At 69.3% G+C, this 17,590-nt stretch carries 9 protein-coding genes and 1 pseudogene; 5 read left to right on the top strand and 5 right to left on the bottom strand.

Annotation, left to right across the window (positions count from 1 at the left end; all coding sequences use genetic code 11):
• Window positions 1-247: 247 nt before the first annotated feature.
• Together QNO07_RS19730 and QNO07_RS19725 are read right to left on the bottom strand one after the other, a co-directional pair.
• On the bottom strand, window positions 248-673 hold the full coding sequence (locus QNO07_RS19730; RefSeq protein ID WP_283993507.1) for a hypothetical protein: 426 nt from the start codon (window positions 671-673) through the stop codon (window positions 248-250).
• A gap of 235 nt (window positions 674-908) precedes the next feature.
• Window positions 909-1,220: a hypothetical protein gene (locus QNO07_RS19725; protein WP_283993506.1), complete on the bottom strand. Its 312-nt coding sequence runs from the start codon at window positions 1,218-1,220 to the stop codon at window positions 909-911.
• A 48-nt stretch (window positions 1,221-1,268) separates the two neighbouring features.
• Here QNO07_RS19725 and QNO07_RS27730 point away from each other — a divergent pair.
• Window positions 1,269-1,642, top strand: a pseudogene (locus QNO07_RS27730) (IS5/IS1182 family transposase); the annotation flags it as partial.
• Window positions 1,643-1,803: 161 nt separating this feature from the next.
• Here the strand turns inward: QNO07_RS27730 and QNO07_RS19715 are convergent.
• Together QNO07_RS19715 and QNO07_RS19710 are read right to left on the bottom strand one after the other, a co-directional pair.
• Window positions 1,804-2,259 (bottom strand): SUKH-3 domain-containing protein, encoded by a 456-nt coding sequence (locus QNO07_RS19715; RefSeq protein WP_283993504.1) that lies wholly within the window; start codon window positions 2,257-2,259, stop codon window positions 1,804-1,806.
• Complete coding sequence (locus QNO07_RS19710; protein WP_283993503.1) at window positions 2,256-9,296, bottom strand: RHS repeat-associated core domain-containing protein; 7,041 nt, start codon at window positions 9,294-9,296, stop codon at window positions 2,256-2,258. Before QNO07_RS19710 ends, QNO07_RS19715 begins: the two co-directional genes overlap by 4 nt.
• A gap of 578 nt (window positions 9,297-9,874) precedes the next feature.
• On the opposite strand from QNO07_RS19710, the gene QNO07_RS19705 reads away from it, so the two are divergent.
• The 3 genes from QNO07_RS19705 to QNO07_RS19695 all read left to right on the top strand — a co-directional run bounded on the left by QNO07_RS19705 (window position 9,875) and on the right by QNO07_RS19695 (window position 14,334).
• Window positions 9,875-12,565, top strand: a complete 2,691-nt coding sequence (locus tag QNO07_RS19705) for a DNRLRE domain-containing protein (protein WP_283993502.1) — start codon at window positions 9,875-9,877, stop codon at window positions 12,563-12,565.
• A gap of 168 nt (window positions 12,566-12,733) precedes the next feature.
• On the top strand, window positions 12,734-13,423 hold the full coding sequence (locus tag QNO07_RS19700; protein WP_283993501.1) for a hypothetical protein: 690 nt from the start codon (window positions 12,734-12,736) through the stop codon (window positions 13,421-13,423).
• A 38-nt stretch (window positions 13,424-13,461) separates the two neighbouring features.
• Complete coding sequence (locus QNO07_RS19695) at window positions 13,462-14,334, top strand: thioredoxin domain-containing protein (RefSeq protein WP_283993500.1); 873 nt, start codon at window positions 13,462-13,464, stop codon at window positions 14,332-14,334.
• 138 nt (window positions 14,335-14,472) lie between these two features.
• Here QNO07_RS19695 and QNO07_RS19690 read toward each other — a convergent pair whose 3' ends face one another.
• The gene (locus tag QNO07_RS19690) at window positions 14,473-15,480 is read right to left on the bottom strand and encodes a CopD family protein (protein WP_283993499.1); all 1,008 of its coding nucleotides are present in this window, start codon (window positions 15,478-15,480) and stop codon (window positions 14,473-14,475) included.
• Window positions 15,481-15,775: 295 nt separating this feature from the next.
• On the opposite strand from QNO07_RS19690, the gene QNO07_RS19685 reads away from it, so the two are divergent.
• Complete coding sequence (locus tag QNO07_RS19685; RefSeq protein ID WP_283993498.1) at window positions 15,776-17,521, top strand: serine/threonine-protein kinase; 1,746 nt, start codon at window positions 15,776-15,778, stop codon at window positions 17,519-17,521.
• Window positions 17,522-17,590: the final 69 nt, after the last annotated feature.

The following is a 17,590-nucleotide window of genomic DNA, read 5'->3' as shown; positions in this document are numbered from 1 at the left end:
CGCCATCCTCGCGGTCATGCAGAAACGATCTTCACTCCCCAGAGCGTAGATCGGAAACGCTCATTGACCAGCGTCTACCACTCTCTCTGCGCTCCATCCACATGCTACGAGCGCCACAAGTACATTAGGATTTATCAAGTCGAAACGAATCATGGGCGTAAACCGATTTCAGGATCTTCAACAAGCAGCCGCAACAGCCACAGGGGGTGGCCGGAACTCTCTGAGTCCGCGCCTCGACCTGGCCACGCTACTCAAGGATGCGCCCATCATAGTGACTGAACGAGTGCGAAAAGTGGGCAAAGTCGGCTGAGAGCAACTCCGTACGGAGGCACCCCGTCACCCACGCAAGAAGAAGGTCACTGCTCGACATTTCGAAGACTTCCCAGTCACCATCAATGCTCTGCACAGCTACCGGCCAGTCGTCAGCGCTCGCCTGCCCGCGTGCATTCCACCAGTAGATGCACTCCCCGTTACCAGTGCTGGCCCAGGCGATCAGCTTGTCGCGTCGCGCGTCCAGCCATGACGGTACGCCCTCACCGGCCTGCCAGAGGAGACACAGCGCTTCCATCCGCTCAGCCGCTCCGTCGGCCAGATCATAAGGCTCACCATCGCCTCGAGGAGCATGGATCCACAGATGCGAATCAAAACTGCCACCTCCGAAGTTCGCGACCATCTCACGATAGTCGGAAGGAAGAGGAGTGCCGATTCGCCTGGCCACGTCAACCCAGTCAATATCGTGTCGGACCTGCGGGTAGCTCACTCTCGCCCACTGCGCAAGTTGTGCTACAGACACCGGCTACCTCTTCCGGTCGAGACGGTTACGTGCAAGTTAAGTCCGCGACCCCCTCTCGCAAACGACCATGATCGCGGTGGCCGCTTTCCGCACCCACAGTACGACCCCGTTCACGCTACCCCCGGCTTCCTCGCGCGGCTTCGACACGAGCGGTGAGCAATTGAACCCACGGGTTTTCGACGTTCCGTGAATACCTCGCATTCTGAGCGCCTAGTGCTGTTTCGATCAGATGCAGCAAGGTCCATGAAAGGCCATGGCAGTCATCAGGACCGAAGCACGCCGCCAGCGCCTGCGCCTCCTCGTCCGACACCGGCGCAGCGATGTTTTCGAGCAGGCGCTGAGCCTGAGCGATCTCCTCTTCGGATGCCTCTTCCGAGGGGAGCGATCCCGCAGTAATCAGATCCTCGACCTCGCACCGAACTGGCATCCCCACTCCTTCCGTCCTAGAGGCGCCCAATGATCTTGCTGAGGCATGAACTTGACGATGCACCAGCTCCCCTATCTCCGGCGCCTCCAAGTCCACAGCCGCCCGCCTCACGACCACCTCGGGCCCTCCTTGCTTTCCAGCCCCGCAAGGAAGCCGTGCTCACCTTGGACGACGCTCTGGTGCCCACCCGCGACCACACAGTCCAAGAACTACCGCTACTAAACCGAACCACCAAGTCGCCATCGCCGCCGACAGGCAGACTGGTTGTCGTGGTCGGCCAGCCGCTCCCCGGCAACCGCAACGACTGCAAGGCATGGGAAGAACCCGGGACCAACGCCGTCGTCGGCAACACCATGACCATCGCGGACGGCGGCCACCCGAACACCAGACTGGTCACGCCCTACCGACCCCGCAAGAGCGAAGAGCTGTCCAACTGAAAGCAAACGAATACCAAGCCTCACGAGCAGTACGTGCTCCCTTGAACACACCTCGTCCGGATATGATCGTGTTACGAGCTCAAAAGAGTGGGGCCTGCCATCCAGCAGCAGACCCCACGTACCCACTCACGCTAGTACGAGTTCAGCTAGAAGAATGTCTTGTCCCACTCGCCAGAGATGAGAGCCCGGACGGACTTCACGAACCCGTTTCCCACGTACTGCATTCCTGCGTCACCCGCAAGATACACATCTTCGTCTTCTGCGAGGAGCACAGCCTCTTCCGTATCGAAGGCCAAGCCCAATGGAGTCAGCGGCTTCCCCACTCGACGGGAGTAGATCCTAACGTTGCCCGGATAAATTTCTATCGCATCTTCAACCGCGACACTGAGGGCAATTTCGAGATCACCAAAAAGCCACACTATCGCAACCTCGTGGTAATCCTCCATTACGGCCCGTAGGTATTCGCTGATAGGGTAACCCGCAGCCTCGTAGCGGCTAAGAACTACCCGCAGCGGAGTACTTCCCACCTCCACACGGACGGCGTCGGGAAACTTCTGCCGAAGAACCTCATCCCGATCCGCGGCATGCGGAGATTTGCTCATCCCGTCAGCACTCTTCTCACAGCACCAGGAACCCAGGTTTGACAGTTCGGGCACATTTTGAACTTCTTACCCCTCGGATTAAGCGTGACGATATCCAGGTTCCGCAGCGAGGCTCCACCGTTCAGTGCGTTGGTACACATGCGTGCCTCTGCACACACCCCGGGTGGGCGGAGGTTGAGGAGCTGCGATCGGGCGGGCAGGCGTGCTTCCACGTCGGGGTGCAGTCCTGTACTGGGACCACTTTCACCGTAGTACACCTGCCCTGTGGTGCGATCACGTCCGACGCTGAAAGCACCCGGAAGCTGATCACCTTCACCTAGGCCGGATTTGACTTCTTCGATTCGAGCTTTGCCGAGTTGCGTGAGCTCCTGTTTGGTTGCCTCGCCACAATTGTGGACCAGGACCGGCGTGGCGCCCGCCAGGGCATGGTACGTGTGGATGCCTTCGACCGTGAGGTTGTGAACGGTCGCTTGCTGGGTCCACGCCTTGACCGCGGCGATCTGGACCCAGGTGCCGGAAGAGGTCTGGAGCCACTGGCCGGCCTTCAGCTCACCGGCGTCCAGCCACTCGCCCAGTTCCGGTACCCAGAACGGATGCCCGTCGGTAGCGACAACGGACGCGGTCGTGTGCTTCGAGCCGTCACCGTCATCACGTGATGGCGATGCCGTGGCTGACGATCCGTCCCCGCCGCGGTTCGCCTCAGAACCGGCGGCGACAGGAATCGCCGACGGCGCGGCCTCCGCCGTGCGGATCGTGACCTTCACCAGGTTCTTGGCGCCCTCACCGAGGATCGTGGCGGTGACCGTCTTCGAACCGGTCTTCCCCGTCTTCGGGTCAGTGGCGACCACCCGGTCGCCAACCTTGATGTCGCCGATCGGCTTCTTGGAACCGTCCGCCATCAGCACCAACGTGTCCGGAGTGAAGCTGTTGCCGGTCTTGCAGCTGCCCCCTCCACCGCTGTTGGAGACGGTGTCCATCAGCCCGTCGGCGGCCTCGTTCTTGCCCTCCTGCTTCGCATCCTGCGTCCGGCGCTGCTGCTGCGCGGGCTTCTTCTGCTGCGACGGCTTCGGCTTGGGCTTCGGCTGACTCCTGGGAGCAGGGCGCGGCTTCGGTTTCACCTTCTGCCGTGCCGCACGCTGCGCCTGGGCCCGGCGCGCGTTGTTGCGTGCCGTGCGCTGCCGCGCCTGCGCGGCCATACGCCGCTGCGAGGCTCGACGCGCCGCGGCACGGGCCGCTGCCTGCCGGGCGGCGGCAGCACGACGGGCAGCCGCACGACGGGCCGCAGCGCGGCGGGCAGCCGCGCGAGCGGCGGCACGGCGGGCGGCGGCGCGGGCAGCCGCACGGCGGGCGGCGGCACGGGCAGCCGCACGAGCCGCCGCCTGGGCCGCACGGCGGGCGGCGTAGCGGGCCGCCGCACGGATCGCGGCCTGGATGGCGATGCGGGCCGCGATGCCGACCAGGATCGGGAAGAAGAGCCCGTCGGGGTCGGAGAAGGTGGCCGGTCCGTTGTTGGCGTAGGCGTACGGGTTGATGGTTGCGGGTTCGGTGTAGTCGACCATGGGGTCGACGGATATGAACCGGCCGGTCGCCGGGTCGTAGTCCCGGGCGCCCAGGCGGGTGAGGCCGGTGTCGGGATCGCGGGTGCCGCCGACGAAGCCGCGCTGGCCGGGCCAGTCTCCCGGTTCACCGCCGCGGACCTCACCGAAGGGCATGGACTGGCGGCGGGTCACGGCCATCGCCGGGTCCACCAGGTCGACGACGGTGTTGGACGTGCCGTGGTGGTCGCTCAGCATCAGCTGCCGGACGCCGCCCGTGGCGCGCACCGTCGTGGAACCGTCGGGGTGCTGGTAGAAGCGCTCGGCGGTGGTTTCGCCGGTGGTGTTGTCAGCCGTCAGTTCGATGTCGCCGAGGTACAGCGTCTTCTTGCCGTCCGCACCGGTGCGGATCAGGCGCTCGCCGCCCGCGTCGTAGAGGTAGGAGGTGACCTTGTCCGGTCCGTCCTCGACCGGCTGCTCGACCTTCACCAGCTGGCCTTCGACGTCCCAGGTCAGGGTCTGGGTGGTGCCGCCCTGCTGGCGCTTGGTGGTGTTGCCCGCCCGGTCGTAGTCGAAGGTGTTGAGCCGCTCACCGCCGGGCCCGCTGGAGGTGATCTCGGCCAGCGCGTTGGGGCCGCCGACCCCGTTCCTGCCGTAGCGGTAGGTGCGGGTGACGTCCTTGGCCGTGTCACCGCTGGTGTCGTGCTCGACGAGCTTGGTCCGGTTCCCGGCCTCGTCGAACGTGTAGCTGTGCCAGTACGCGTCCGGTCCGCCGACCGTGTCCTTGGCCGGCGCCTCCGCGCAGTCCTGCTTCGCCGTCCACGCGGACGTCATCCGGCGGAGCTGGTCGTAGGCGAAGCACTGGCGGTCGGTCTCCGGCTCGGTGCTGACGGCCTGGCCCGGGGTGCTGGTGACACCGGTGACGTTGCCGGCCTCGTCATACCGGTAGCGCACGTCGTCGATGCGCCCGGGGTTGGTGGACCGGTCGAAGACGGCTCGGCTCAGACGCTTGGTGAACTCGTCGAACTCGTAGGAGCCCCAGACCTTGCGCCCCGTGGCACCCGACTCCGTGCGGAGCACCTCGCCGAATGCCGAGTACTGGACGTCGGTGACGTAGTTGGCGGCACCACCGATGGAGATGGGCAGGTCGTCGGAGTTGTAGCGGAAGACCACGCGTTCCGTGGTGAGTCCCGCCATGCCGGGCAGTTCGACCCAGAACAGGTTCCCGGTGGGCGTGTAGCTGTACCTGTAGGAGTAGGTGCCGCCGATGAGGCCTTCCGACTCGGGGATCACGGTCCGCGTGCCGGTGGGGCGGTAGGCCTTGTCGTAGCCGGTGACCTCGTCGCGGTACTGCTTGCCGTCGTGGTGCCGGATCGCGGCGACGGGCAGGCCCATGCCGAGCGTGTCGTAGGTCCACTCCAGGCGCTTCGCCCCGCCGGGTCCGTCCTCCCGTACCGCCACGGGGCGGCCGCCCTTGTCGTAGCTGGTGTGCAGCGTGTTGCCGCGGGCGTCGGTCGTGGTGACCAGGCGGTCGGAGTTGTCGTAGGTGTAGGTGGTGGTGCCGCCGTCGGGGTCGGTCACCGATGTCGTACGCCCGCGCCCGTCGTAGGCGAAGCTCGTCTCGGCTCCACCGGGGGCGGTGATCTTCACCAACTGGTCGAGCGTGTCGTAGTGGTAGGTGGTGTCCCGCCACTCGCTGCGATCCCGCTTGGAGTACTCACGCAGCTTCGCCACGCGGCCTTCGGAGTCGGTGAAGGTGGTGGTGACGGTGTCGCCCTTCGGCGGCACGGTGGTGGTGGAGTCGCCGGTGCGCTCGATCGTGGTGCGGTGGCGTTCCTCGCCGCGGAAGTAGGAGGTCTCCGATACGGGCTCACCCAGGCCGTTGTAGGTGACGCGGGTCTGCGAGGGGACCGCGTTGTCGCCGACGATCAGCAGGGCGGTCGACGGCTCCTGCTCGTTGTAGTAGCCGTCGTTGGTCTTGAAGTCGCGGCCGGCGCTGTCGTAGAAGGTGTCGTTGACGATGCGGCCGTCGCCGGTCGCCTCGTCCTGGGTCTGACGGGTGCGCAGCAGCCCGTCGAGTATCTCGTGGGAGACGGCGTACTGGCCGTTGTCCTTGAGCGTGCGAGAGGTGACGACGGTGGGTGCGTTGCCGCGGATCTGGTAGTCGTACGTGGCCGTGGGTGTCTGGGTCGCCTTGTCCCGGTCGATCTCCCACACCTTGAGCAGCCTGCCGAGCGGGTCGTACTCCAGGTCGGCGCGCTTGCCGTTGGCGTCGATCTCGGCCAGCGGCAGTCCGCGCAGAGGGTCGAACTCGACGGTGTCCGTGTGTCCCAACGGGTCGGTCGTGACCGTCCTGGTGGGCACCGCCCCGGTGGCAGGCGTGTAGGCGACGGTGGTCTTCTCACCCTCGGTGTCCCACGTCGTGGTCTCCCGGCCGTGGATGTCGTACTCGGTGCGGTCGACGGTGAGGTGGCCGGTCCCGGCCTCGTTGCGCTCCTGGACCTCGGTGGCGAGACCGGTGACGGGGGCCTTGCCGTACTCCTGGCCGTCGTACAGCGTGCGGGTGTCGTCGAGCACCGTCGCTCCGGACGTGCCACAGGCAGCCGCCGTGGTCACCTCCCGGATCTGGGCGTCCATGATGTGCTTCGCGGTGTTGCGGGCGTAGGTGGTCACGGTGCAGCGCTTGCTGCCTCCCGAGGTCACCTCGTCCACCCGGGTCGGCATGCCGTACTCGTCGAACGTGGTGGTCTCGCTGGATCGGTGCCAGTTGGTGCCGCCCGCGCGTTCCCGCGTCTGGGTGACGGAGGGCCTTACCTGGTACGCCTCGAGGTCGGTCGTCCCGGCACGCTTGCGGGTGGCGGTCTTCTTCGACCACGGCGTGTGCACGGACGCGCTCTCCACCGCACCGCCGTCGGAGGCGTAGGTCAGCTCCTCGCGGAGCTGCCCCTGGTACTGCGACTCGTCGGTGATCGTCGTGCCCTCGGAGTCGGTGACGGCCGCGCTGCGCTTCGCTCCGCCCGGCAGGCGGTCGCCGTTCATCCCGCGGAAGTAGCGGTGCTCGGAGAGCTGCTTGACGTCGTCTCCCGCGCCGATGCGGGTACGGACCCGCTCGTAGCCGCGGTACTGGCTCCACGTGCGGTTCTTGGTCTCGGTGAACTCGCTGTCGTCCCACGCCCAGGCCGCGCCACCGAGGTACTCGTAGGAGGTCACCTTCGGTGGGGCGTCGGTGACGTTGTCCTCCTCCCGGACCTGGGTGACGACGTACTTGTGGAACCAGTCCTGCACCGGCTCCCATGCGCCCTCAGGCGTCCAGTACTGCGGGTAGCAGCGCATGGTGTTGCCGTGCGGGTTGGCGGGCAGCCGCTTCGGCTCCAGCGCGCGGCAGTCGCGGTCCGAGTAAGTGACCGAGATGGTGCCGCCGGTCTCGGTGTCCACTGCCTGCACCCGGTAGCGCGAGAAGGGGGGCAGTCCCTCGACGCCGTCGACCCGGTTGTCGAGCTGCACACCGCGGAAGGAGACCTTCGGCATGGTGGCGGTGCTTCCGTCGGCGCCATGGCCGGTTCGGGTGACGGACTTGAGCCACAGAGCCGGCGAGGTGCCGTCACCGGTGGCGGGGAAGGACTGGTCGAGCGTCCACGTGTCGACGGTCTTCAGCGAGCTGCCGACCAGCACCTGGGTGCTGAGCTTCGTGAGGCGCTTGGTGGACCAGAAGGTGGGCGAGTTCTTGTCCTTGCACGCTTCGCCCGCGTTGCACTGCCGGTCCAGGGGAACATCCGGCCAGCGGCTGGCGTTGGCCGTCGTCCGGCTGGACTCGGCGCAGTCGAAGGTGGAGGTGGGCAGGCAGCGTTCGGCGACGGTGAAGGCCACACGCCCGGCCGGCTGCGCCGAGAACAGCGCGGAGGCCCGCTGCCCGTAGTCGATGCGCCGCAGGTGGGTGGCGCGGGTGTAGGCGACGCCGGTGTCCTTGTTGTTCGCCCCGTACCGGTTGGTCTCCTTGGCCCACCACAGGCTCATGGCGTCGCCGTGGGTGTCGACGACGTAGTCCAGGTTCCATCGCCACGCCTGGTTGCACGACGAAGCGGCGAACGTGCTTGCGTGGCAGGGCTCGCCGGGGTGGTTGCCGTAGACGGGCACGGTGGCAGTCGAGTGGGTGACCGTCCCCTCGGGCGCGCCGGGCAGCTTGTTCAGGCCGAAGTGGTACTGGGTGCCGTCGGTGGTGGTGACGACCCAGTACTCGCCGTCCTTGGTGCCGTTGTCCGCGCCGGTCCTGCGCTGCACGCGCGAGCCGTCGTCGTCAGCGGGACGCCACTCGCCCGACGTGTCGTCCTTGACCAGCTCCACGGAGCTGCCGCCCAGGGACATGACCACCTGGTCGGAGCCCCAGCACAGGTCCCCGGTCTTGGCTGTGTTGTTCGCACCGCCGCCCTGGTCGTCCGAGCAGGGACGGTAGCGACGTTCGACGAAGCCCGGCTCGTAGTCCCAGCCTTCGGCGATCCAGGAGGACTGCGCGTTGGTGGAGGCGGTCCGGCCGTCCACGGCCTGCGAGGAGTACCCGAGCGCGATCTCGGGCTGCGGGCCGCCCGGCACCTCGGGGGCGTCGAAGGGGTAGGTCCACGAGAACCCCCCGGAGGAACTGCCGGCCATCCACGAACCCGACGGTGACAGCGGAGTGGCCGCGTACGAGCCGGAGGAACCCGAGGCGGCAGCCACCGCGGCGAAGACCATCGGTGCGGCTGCCGTACGGGAACTGGGCGCGGCGGACGGCAGCTCAACCTCGGCGGTGACCGTCTGCTGGGCGGGGTCGTTGGCGCCGTCGAGGGGCTTGGGGGTGCGGCACTCGTCCTTGGCGGGGGTGGTGAGCGCGCAGGCGGGGAGTTGGACCAGGTTGAGGCGGGAGCCCCAGTCGCCGCCGAAGTGCCCGCCGAAGCCGGAGTAGTCGACTTCCACGCCCACCCGCCCGGTGGCGGGCCGGGGAGCGTCGTCCGCGCGGGCGCCGCCGGGGGTGGCCGGCGCGACGGTGAACAGCACGCCCGCCACACCGGCACGTCGCGCGGCGTCAAGGCCCTTGACCTCCACGCGTGCCGTGTCGCCGGTCCGGGCTCGCGGAGCCGAGCGGCCCTCCGCCTTGCGTCCCTTGCCGGACTTGCCCTGGCCGGATGTCGCCTCCGCGGGCCGCAGGGCCACCGGAACGTTTCCGCGCCGCAGTTCTGCGGCCGAGCCTGACCGCAGCAGGTTCTTCTGCCGACGCTCGGCAGCGTCAGCGGACGCCGACCCCTCAGCCACCGGCAGGATCTCGGCAGCCGCCTGCCAGGAGTCGTCCCCGGGACGCCACTCCCGGGACGCCTCGTCCTTGCCGGACGGCTTGCCAGGACGGTGGTCCTTACCGGGAACGGACGCCTCGCGCTTGAGCTCGGGGAGCTCGGCGCGAAGCGTCGCCGCTTCGGCGATGTCCACCTGCGGCACCAGCGTGACGAGCATGGCGACGAAGGTGGCCAGCGTCACCGAACAACGCCAATGCGACAGGTACTTGAGCTGCCTGAGGAGCTGCTGCACGAGTGTCCCCACCCCTAAAGATCATGTAAGCGATGGAACCGTACGGTCACCCTGCGTGCTCCGACAAGGGCCGTGATCATTTCTTGACCTACCAAGAACTGGTAAAGGCCGCAGGTCACAACACCGGTTACTGTTCCGGCCAGTTGCTCCCTTAGGGAAGGACCAGAGGTACGACTGACATGTCCGACATACGATTCAGACGCCCTCGGCTGAGTGGCTCGCCCACACGCTCGGCCCTGGCGGCCGTGCTGGCCGGCACGATGCTCGGCCTGCTCCCTCCGGTTTCCGCCGGGGCGGCTGAGCAGGATCTCGCGACGCAGCCACTCACCGCAGAGCAGGCGGCGTTGGACCGAGCGGCTCGTAGCGGAAAGGACGTCGAGGTGAGCGAGCTGCGCACGGAGACGAGCGAGGTCCACGCGCAGCCGGGCGGCACGTTCCGACTCACGCAGCACGCCCAGCCCGTGAGGGTTCGGAAGAGCGGCGATTGGGTTCCGGTTGACACATCGCTCACGCGGTCTGAAGGCCGCTTGGCTCCTCGAGCCGCCGCCGGCAGCGTCAGCTTCTCGGCGGGCGGGGCAGACCCACTGGTCCAGCTGGCAGACCAGGGGCGGGAACTGTCGCTCTCCTGGCCGAAGCCCCTGCCGAAGCCCGTCCTCGAAGGAAACATCGCGCGTTATCCGGATGTGCTGCCGGATGTCGACCTCTCGGTCGCCGCGGAGGTGGACGGGTTCTCCCAGGTCCTCATCGTGAAGACCCCTGAGGCCGCCCGCCACTACGACCTGCAGAAGATCGACTTCGACCTCGGCACCAAGGGCCTGGAGCTCCTTTCCGACAGCGAGTCGGGGTCGCTCACCGCGGTGAACCCGGCGGGGCAGACGCTGTTCGCCACCTCCACCGCACGTATGTGGGACTCCTCAACCACCGCCGGGGAGACCGCGGCTTCCGCCCGTGTGAGTCGGGCGGCAGCCGTGCCCGCGAACGAGGCCGGCCGTTCTCGGGAGCCGAGCGGGGACCTCGAGCCGGGAGTGCGCAGCGCGGAGGTGAAGGTGGAGGTCTCCGAGCGCGCCTTGGCGCTCACGCCGGACCCGGAACTGCTGCGGTCGGAAGAGACGACCTTCCCCGTCTACATCGACCCCCGGTTCTCGGGCAACCGCGAGGCGTGGACCACCGCGTACAAGCCCTATCCGAACAACTCGTACTGGAACGGGACCGGGTGGGGAAGCAGCGCGAAGGACGCCCGGGTCGGATACGAGTCGTCCGGTAAGGGAACCGCGCGTTCGTTCTTCAGGATGGGTTCCAAGGCCCTTGCCGGTGTGCAGGTCCTCGACGCCCAGTTCAACATCACGCTCACCCACTCGTGGTCGTGCAGCCCCCGTCCGGTCGAACTCTGGCTGACAGGTGCCATCAGCTCGGCGACCACGTGGAACAAGCAGCCCTCCTGGTCCACGAAGCTGGACACCCTCAACACCGCCGGTGGCAACGAGTCGGTGGGATGCGCGGACAAGGGAGTGGACTTCGACGCCACAGTCGCAGCCAAGCGCGCAGCGGCGAACAAGTGGGCCAACATCACTCTCGGCCTGCGGGCGAGCGACGAGTCCGACACATTCGGCTGGAAACGCTTCAGGACCGACCCCAAGCTCATCGTGGAGTACAACCGCGAGCCGAAGGCGCCCTGGAACCTCGACACCGTCCCCAGCACACACAACGGCACGGACTGCGGTATCAGCTCGCAGGTGTGGGTGGGTAACACCGACGTGCGCCTGTCCGCCTACGTCTCCGATCCCGACGGCGGCAGCGTGCGTGTGCAGTTCCATCTGTGGGCCACCGGGAAACGGAACGTGGCTCCGGGCCTGCTGCTCGACAAGTCGGTGACCGTCACGTCGAAGACCACCGGCACCTACGCGCACATCACGGTCCCGAAGTCGCTGCTGAACCAGCACGTCGGTGCGGCGAACGGACACTTCTCGTGGAAGGCCAAGGCGCACGACGCCCATTCGTCGTCGGACTGGACCCCGCCGCTCGGCGAACCCGGCTGCCGCTTCGCCTTCGACCCGAATCGCCCCAGCGCCATGCCCACGGTCGATTCGGTCGAGTACCCGGACGGCACGGACGGCGATCAGGGCGCTGCCGCCCGCACTCCCGGCGTCTTCTCACTCGGCAGCGGCGGTGTGACCGATGTCGTCGAGTACCGGTACGACCTGAACAGGAACCCCCCGACCAGCAGCGTCAAGCCGGCGTCGGCCGGTGGAACGGCGAAGGTCACCATCACCCCGACCAGCACCGGTCCTCACACGCTGTACGTGCAGTCCGTCGACCGGGCGGGGAACTCCTCCGACACCCAGCGGTACACGTTCTACGCCGCGTCCCCGGGGATCAAGGACAAGCCCGGCGACCTGAACGGCGACGGCCACCCGGACTTCTACGCGATCGACGGCTCCGGCCAGCTGCGGATGCACCCGGGCAACGGGTCCGGCGGACTCGCCCCGCACATCGACGTCTCCGGCGGCTGGCAGGGAGCACTGATCACCCAGCGCGGTGACTGGACGGGTGACGGCTACACGGATCTGGTCACCCGCCACTCCGACGGCAAGCTGTGGCTCTACCCGAACGACGGTCTGGGCGCCGTTTCCCACGACACGCGTCAGGAGGTCGGGCAGTTCGCTGACGAGAACGGCGACGCCTACGTCGACACCTCGGCGATCAGCCAGCTGGTGGCCGTGGGAGATCTGAGCGCGGACAGCGAATCGGCCGTCACGGACTTCCTCGCCGTCATCGGCGACCAGCTGTGGTTCCTGCCGGGATACGCCGGCGCCGTGCTGGACGAGCCGTACCTGGTGGGTGACAGCGGGTGGCGCGATCGCACCCTCGTCTCCCCCGGTGACCTCGACGGCGACGGACACGCCGACCTGCTGGCACGCGACGACGACGCAGGAGACCTCTGGTTGTACCGCGGGCAGCCGGAGGCCGACGATCCGACGTCCACGGCACCCGCGTCGCTGGCCGACCAGAGCAGTCGCATCCGCTATGGAACAGGGTGGAGCAGCCTCGACCGCCCCCGGCTGACCGCTCCCGGTGATGCGGACGGCAACGGCGTCACGGACCTGTGGAGCACGGACGCCGCCGGGCGCCTGCTGCGCTCCTCCGGAAGCCCCACTGCGGCGGGGAACCCGGTGACCGTGGCCGCAACCGGCTGGGGGAACGTGGTGCGGTTCTCCTGAGAACGGCTGAGGTGCGCGGTGGCGCGTCCACGGGCGCGGTGCCGCGCACCTTCTCCCCTTCCGGGACCGGCGATACCGCCTGCTCACGGTCATGTGCCGGTTCCGGAATGATCCCGATCGGTCCCCTTGACCTGACGCTTAACCCCGACCGTGGCACACTCGGGCGCGATGGGCATATCAGGAGCAGGCTTCCGGGCAGCGCGCGCCGCGGTCTTCACCGCGGTGTGCGTCACGCTGTCCGTGGGCACGCACGTCCTGCTGTCCGCCACGCCGGTGCCCCTGGTGCCGCTGCTGGCGGTGACGGGCGCGGTCTTCGTGATCGCCTTCGCCCTGGCCGGCCGGGAACGCGGTTTCTGGCGCATCGCGGCCCTGCTGGTGCCGCTGGAGCTGGCGGCCGACACCGTCTTCACCACCGGACAGCAGACCTGCTACGGACCGTCCGGCGGCCCGGTCACCGGCCCACTCCGCACGGTCGGCTTCGACCTGATCTGCGCGGGCGGTGAGTTCGGTACGCCGCTGGCGCGCCTCGCCGGGGACGTACCCGCCACTCCCCTGGCCCATCCGATGACACCCTGGCTGCTGCTGGCCGCCCACGTCGGGCTCGGCCTGGCCGCAGCCGCCTGGCTGCACCGCGGTGAGCAGGCGCTGTCGCGGCTGCTGCACACCGCGTCCGCCGAGGCGTCGCGGTGGTTCCGGCCACTGCTGACCGGACTGGCCGCGCTCCGACCCGCACCGCTTCCGGACCGCCTCCCCGGTCTCCGGACCGACCGGGCGGCGGCCCGGCCCGCCCTGCCGGCGCTGGCTCACTCCGTGGTACGTAGGGGACCGCCGCTCACGGCTTTCACCACAGCCGCCTGAGCACGTCCGTCCCCACACACCACGGAGCAAGAGAAACCATGAGCAAGCGCAACAGCCAGGAAGCCAAGCGTGAAGCCCGCGAGCGGCTGCGCATCGAGCGTGAGAAGCAGGCCAAGAAGGACAAGCTCAAGCGCAACCTCGGCATCGGCGTCGCCGCGATAGCCGTGCTCGCGATCGCGGGCGGCATCGGTGTGGCCGTGACCAACATGGGCGGCAGCAGCGACGGCGACGCCAGCGACTGGGACGCCGCGGCGAAGGTCGCCGACAGCACGAAGGCGTCGGGCCAGTACAAGGGCTACGAGACGCCCGCCGGCACCGAGGGCAAGGACGGCACGGACCTCTTCCTCGGTGACAAGGACGCCAAGAACACCGTCACCGTCTACGAGGACATGCGCTGCCCCGTCTGCGCCTCCTTCGAGCAGGCCAACGGCGAGGTGATCGAGAAGGACATCGAGGACGGCAAGTACAAGGCCGAGTTCGTCTTCGGCACCTTCCTGGACAAGAACCCCTCCATCGCAGGCACCGGCTCGAAGAACGCGCTCAGCGCGCTCGGTGCGGCCTACAACGTGAGCCCCGAGGCCTTCCTGGAGTACAAGAAGCTGCTGTACTCGGCCGAGCACCACCCGGACGAGTCCGGTCCGGACAAGTTCGGCGAGGACGAGCACCTGATCGAGCTCGCTCAGGACATCAAGGAACTCAAGGGCAACAAGGAGTTCGAGGACGCCGTCAACAACGGCACCTTCGACCCGTGGGCGGTCAAGATGTCGCAGAAGTTCGACGATGCCAAGGACGTCACGGGCACCCCCACCGTCAAGGTCAACGGTGAGAAGGCGGGCGTCGGCGAACAGCAGAACGCGCCGATGGCCCCCGACCAGTACAACCAGGTCATCGACTCCAAGCTCAAGAAGTAGCCGGACCCGCCTGAAGGGCGGTCACTCAGCGGCCCGGGACGCACTGCGCCCCGGGCCGCTCGGCGTGGACGGGTCGTCTCCCGACGGCCGCGCGCTCTGTGAACCTCCGGAAAGCGCCGCAGTTCCCGCGCCCGCCGTTCAGCGCCCAAAAGGCCAGGGCATGCCCCACACGAACGGGACCGGTACCGCCGTGAGCAGGGCGGACACGGCGACGACCGCGAACAGCACCCACACCTCGGCCCGTGCCGGGGCCATCGCGGCCCACGGGTCGCGCTCGCGGCGCAACCGCCGGCGGGCGGTGACGGCGAGGGCGGCGATCACGGCGACCAGCAGCAGCTTGGCCAGGAGGACGCGCCCGTAGGCGGTGGAGAGCCAGGCGTCCAGCGGCAGACGGCGCAGGGTGCTGGCGACTCCGGTGACGGTGAGCGCGGCGAAGAGCACGGTGGCGAAGCGCGCGTAGAGGCCCAGCAGGCCGGCTGCGGCGGCCGGGGCGGCACGCCAGCGGGCCATGGTGCGCAGCACGTGCAGCAGGCCGCCGGTCCACAGTGCGGCGCAGGTGAGGTGGACCAGGGTCAGGGCGCTGCCCAGCAGCGGGGTGTACTGCTCGGGGTGGGCGCGCAGCGCCTCGGCGACGACCACCACGGCCAGCGGCAGCGCGGCGGTCTGCGGCCGCCGGGACATCGAGCACATCCAGGCCACCAGGAAGCCGTTGACCTCCAGCAGGGCGAGTGTGCCGTCGTGGTTGCCGTAGAGGCGGCCCAGGTCGAGTTCGGCGAGCGACTGCGGCAGCCGGTTGCCGTTGGCGACGATCGCCGCGAGGCCGAGGGCGGCGAACATGCCGACGGCGGCTGCCGTGGGCGCCCACGGACGCGGCATCGGCCCTTCGGGGAGTTCCGGCACCCGGCGGACGAGCCGGGCGGTGAGCAGTTCGCCGACGTGCACGCACAGGGCGGCGAACATCACGGTCCGCAGCAGGGTGAGGGTGCGGGCGCCCGGCCCGGTGCCCTCCCCCGTGCCGTCCAGGGCGGCTGACGGGCCGAGCAGGGATATCACCGCGGCGGCGGCCACCAGGGCCAGTACGGCCGCCGCGCGGGCCGCTCCCGGACGCCGGTCGGCGTCCGGGGCGGGCTGGACTGAGGAGGACATGTCCGGATCTTCGCCGCCAACGGCCCGGAGCGGCAAGTTCCGCTCCGGTGTGCGAGCGGTCACCTGTCCAGGCGGAGTCCGCCGCCGAACCACGCGGCCCCGAACCGAGCAGCCCGGAACCCCTCGGCCTCCCCGGACCGCGCCAAGCGCCCGCACCCATTAAGCGCCCCGAACCGTTCAAGCAAAAAGGTCCGGTCGGCGGCGAGGAACCGTCCCCGGCCAACCCGCCGTCCCAAGGCGGTTCTTGGCCGGGGCGCGTACCGGGGCGGCCGGTGCGGACCGTAATCTGACCCCCATGGCCGGGGGAACGCAGGGACAGATCATCGACGGGCGCTTCGAGCTGCTGGAGCCGCTCGGCAGCGGGGGCATGGGCACGGTGTGGCGGGCACGGGACCTGGCCCTCCAGCGGGAGGTGGCGCTGAAGGCGGTGCGGCCGCCGGACCCGGTGCTGGCGCCCGAGGGGTCGGAGGCGTCCCGCATGCTGCGGGAGCGGGTGCTGCGCGAGGCGCGGGCACTGGCCCGCCTCAACCACCCGCACGTGGTGACGATCCACCACATCATCGACCAGGGTGAGCACCCGTGGCTCGTGATGGAGCTGGTGTTGGGCGGCAGCCTCCAGGACCTCGTGGCCGACGGCCCGATGCCGTCGCGGAAGGCCGCAGCCGTCGGCCGGGACGTACTGGCCGCGCTGCGCGCCGCGCACCGGGCGGGCATCCACCACCGGGACGTCAAGCCGGGCAACGTGCTGCTGCGGGAGGACGGTTCGGCCGTCCTGACCGACTTCGGCATCGCCGCGCTGCAGGACTCCACCGCGCTCACCGCTACCGGTGAGCTGATCGGCTCACCCGAGTACATCGCGCCGGAGCGCATCCGGGGCGTGGCGGACCACCCCGCCTCCGACCTGTGGTCGCTGGGCATGACGCTGTACGTCGCCGTCGAGGGCCACAGTCCGCTGCGCCGCGGCACGTCGCTGGCGACGCTGGCCGCGGTGCTGGACGAGCCGGTGCCCGCGCCGCGGTTGGCCGGGCCGCTCACGCCGGTGCTCGAAGCGCTACTGGTGCGCGACCCGCAGGCCCGTCCGGACGCCGAGGCGCTGGACGGCATGCTGGCCGAGGCTGCCTCCGGGCCTGCGGGCGACGGCCCACGGTCCGTCGCCACGCCCACCACCGTGGAGCCGTTCCCCGTGCAGCCCCCGCCCGTGGAGTCGGCGCCCACGCAGTCCGCTCCCGTGCCGCCCGGGCAGCCCGCGTTCGGGGCGCCGCCCACACCGCCACCCGGCGGCGGGGCGCAGGCCGGCCCGCCCGCCGCTGCGGCACCCACTCTCCCGCCCGCACCCGCCGGTGGCGGACGCAGCCGGCGGACGACCATGGCGGCGGCTGCCGCCGCGGTGGTCGTGGTGGCGCTGGTGGTCAGCGGAGTGCTGGCGTGGGGCAGCGGCCGGAACGGTGAGGCCGCCGGCAAGGAGACGCCGTCGGCCTCCGCACCCGGCGGTGGCGCTACGGCGAACGGCACCGCTGACGGCGGCACGAACGGCGACAAGCCCGCCACACCGGCGCCCGACGCCGAAGAGCCCCACACCGACGACCGGCAGGACGGTGGGGCGAAGGGGCAGCCGGAGACCTCAGACGAGGTGTCCGACGCGTCGCCGGACGCCTCGCCCGGCGCCGACGAGCCGAAGCCGTCCCCGGACGCCGAGAAGCCGGGGGGCGGAACGGAGGGCGCCTGGGTCGCCCAGCTGTTCTCGGAGCCCGTCAGCAGCGGCACCGAGGTGCGCGACCGGCGGCTGGCGGCGGTGCGCACGGAGGTGCCGGAGGCCAAGCTGCTGCGAAGCGACGACCACGCGTCCCTCAACCCCGGATACTGGGTGGTCTACGCGACCGGCCCGTTCACCGACGGCAAGGACGCCGTGCGGTACTGCGCCGCCCGAGGACGGACCCAGCCGGACGACTGCGTGGGCCGCTACCTGAGCGACGACGCGGACGACAAGGTGTACGTCTGCTACCCGCAGGGCGGCGGAACCGGGCGCTGCTCCCGCTCCTGACCGGAGCGCCCTCCGGGCGGGAGGCGGCCCGCGCCCCCGCACCCTTCCGAAAGCCCGCCTCCCAGCGCC

The organism is Streptomyces sp. 549, assembly GCF_030124175.1.
Taxonomy (GTDB): Bacteria; Actinomycetota; Actinomycetes; order Streptomycetales; family Streptomycetaceae; genus Streptomyces.
Note: the sequence above shows the minus strand (reverse complement) of the source record. Positions and strands in the feature narration are given on the sequence as shown.

Coding starts and splice junctions, on each gene's coding strand:
- QNO07_RS19730 (WP_283993507.1), bottom strand. CDS start 673: ATGGTCGCGAACTTCGGAGGTGGCAGTTTTGATTCGCATCTGTGGATC.
- QNO07_RS19690 (WP_283993499.1), bottom strand. CDS start 15,480: ATGTCCTCCTCAGTCCAGCCCGCCCCGGACGCCGACCGGCGTCCGGGA.
- QNO07_RS19715 (WP_283993504.1), bottom strand. CDS start 2,259: ATGAGCAAATCTCCGCATGCCGCGGATCGGGATGAGGTTCTTCGGCAG.
- QNO07_RS19725 (WP_283993506.1), bottom strand. CDS start 1,220: ATGCCAGTTCGGTGCGAGGTCGAGGATCTGATTACTGCGGGATCGCTC.
- QNO07_RS19695 (WP_283993500.1), top strand. CDS start 13,462: ATGAGCAAGCGCAACAGCCAGGAAGCCAAGCGTGAAGCCCGCGAGCGG.
- QNO07_RS19685 (WP_283993498.1), top strand. CDS start 15,776: ATGGCCGGGGGAACGCAGGGACAGATCATCGACGGGCGCTTCGAGCTG.
- QNO07_RS19700 (WP_283993501.1), top strand. CDS start 12,734: ATGGGCATATCAGGAGCAGGCTTCCGGGCAGCGCGCGCCGCGGTCTTC.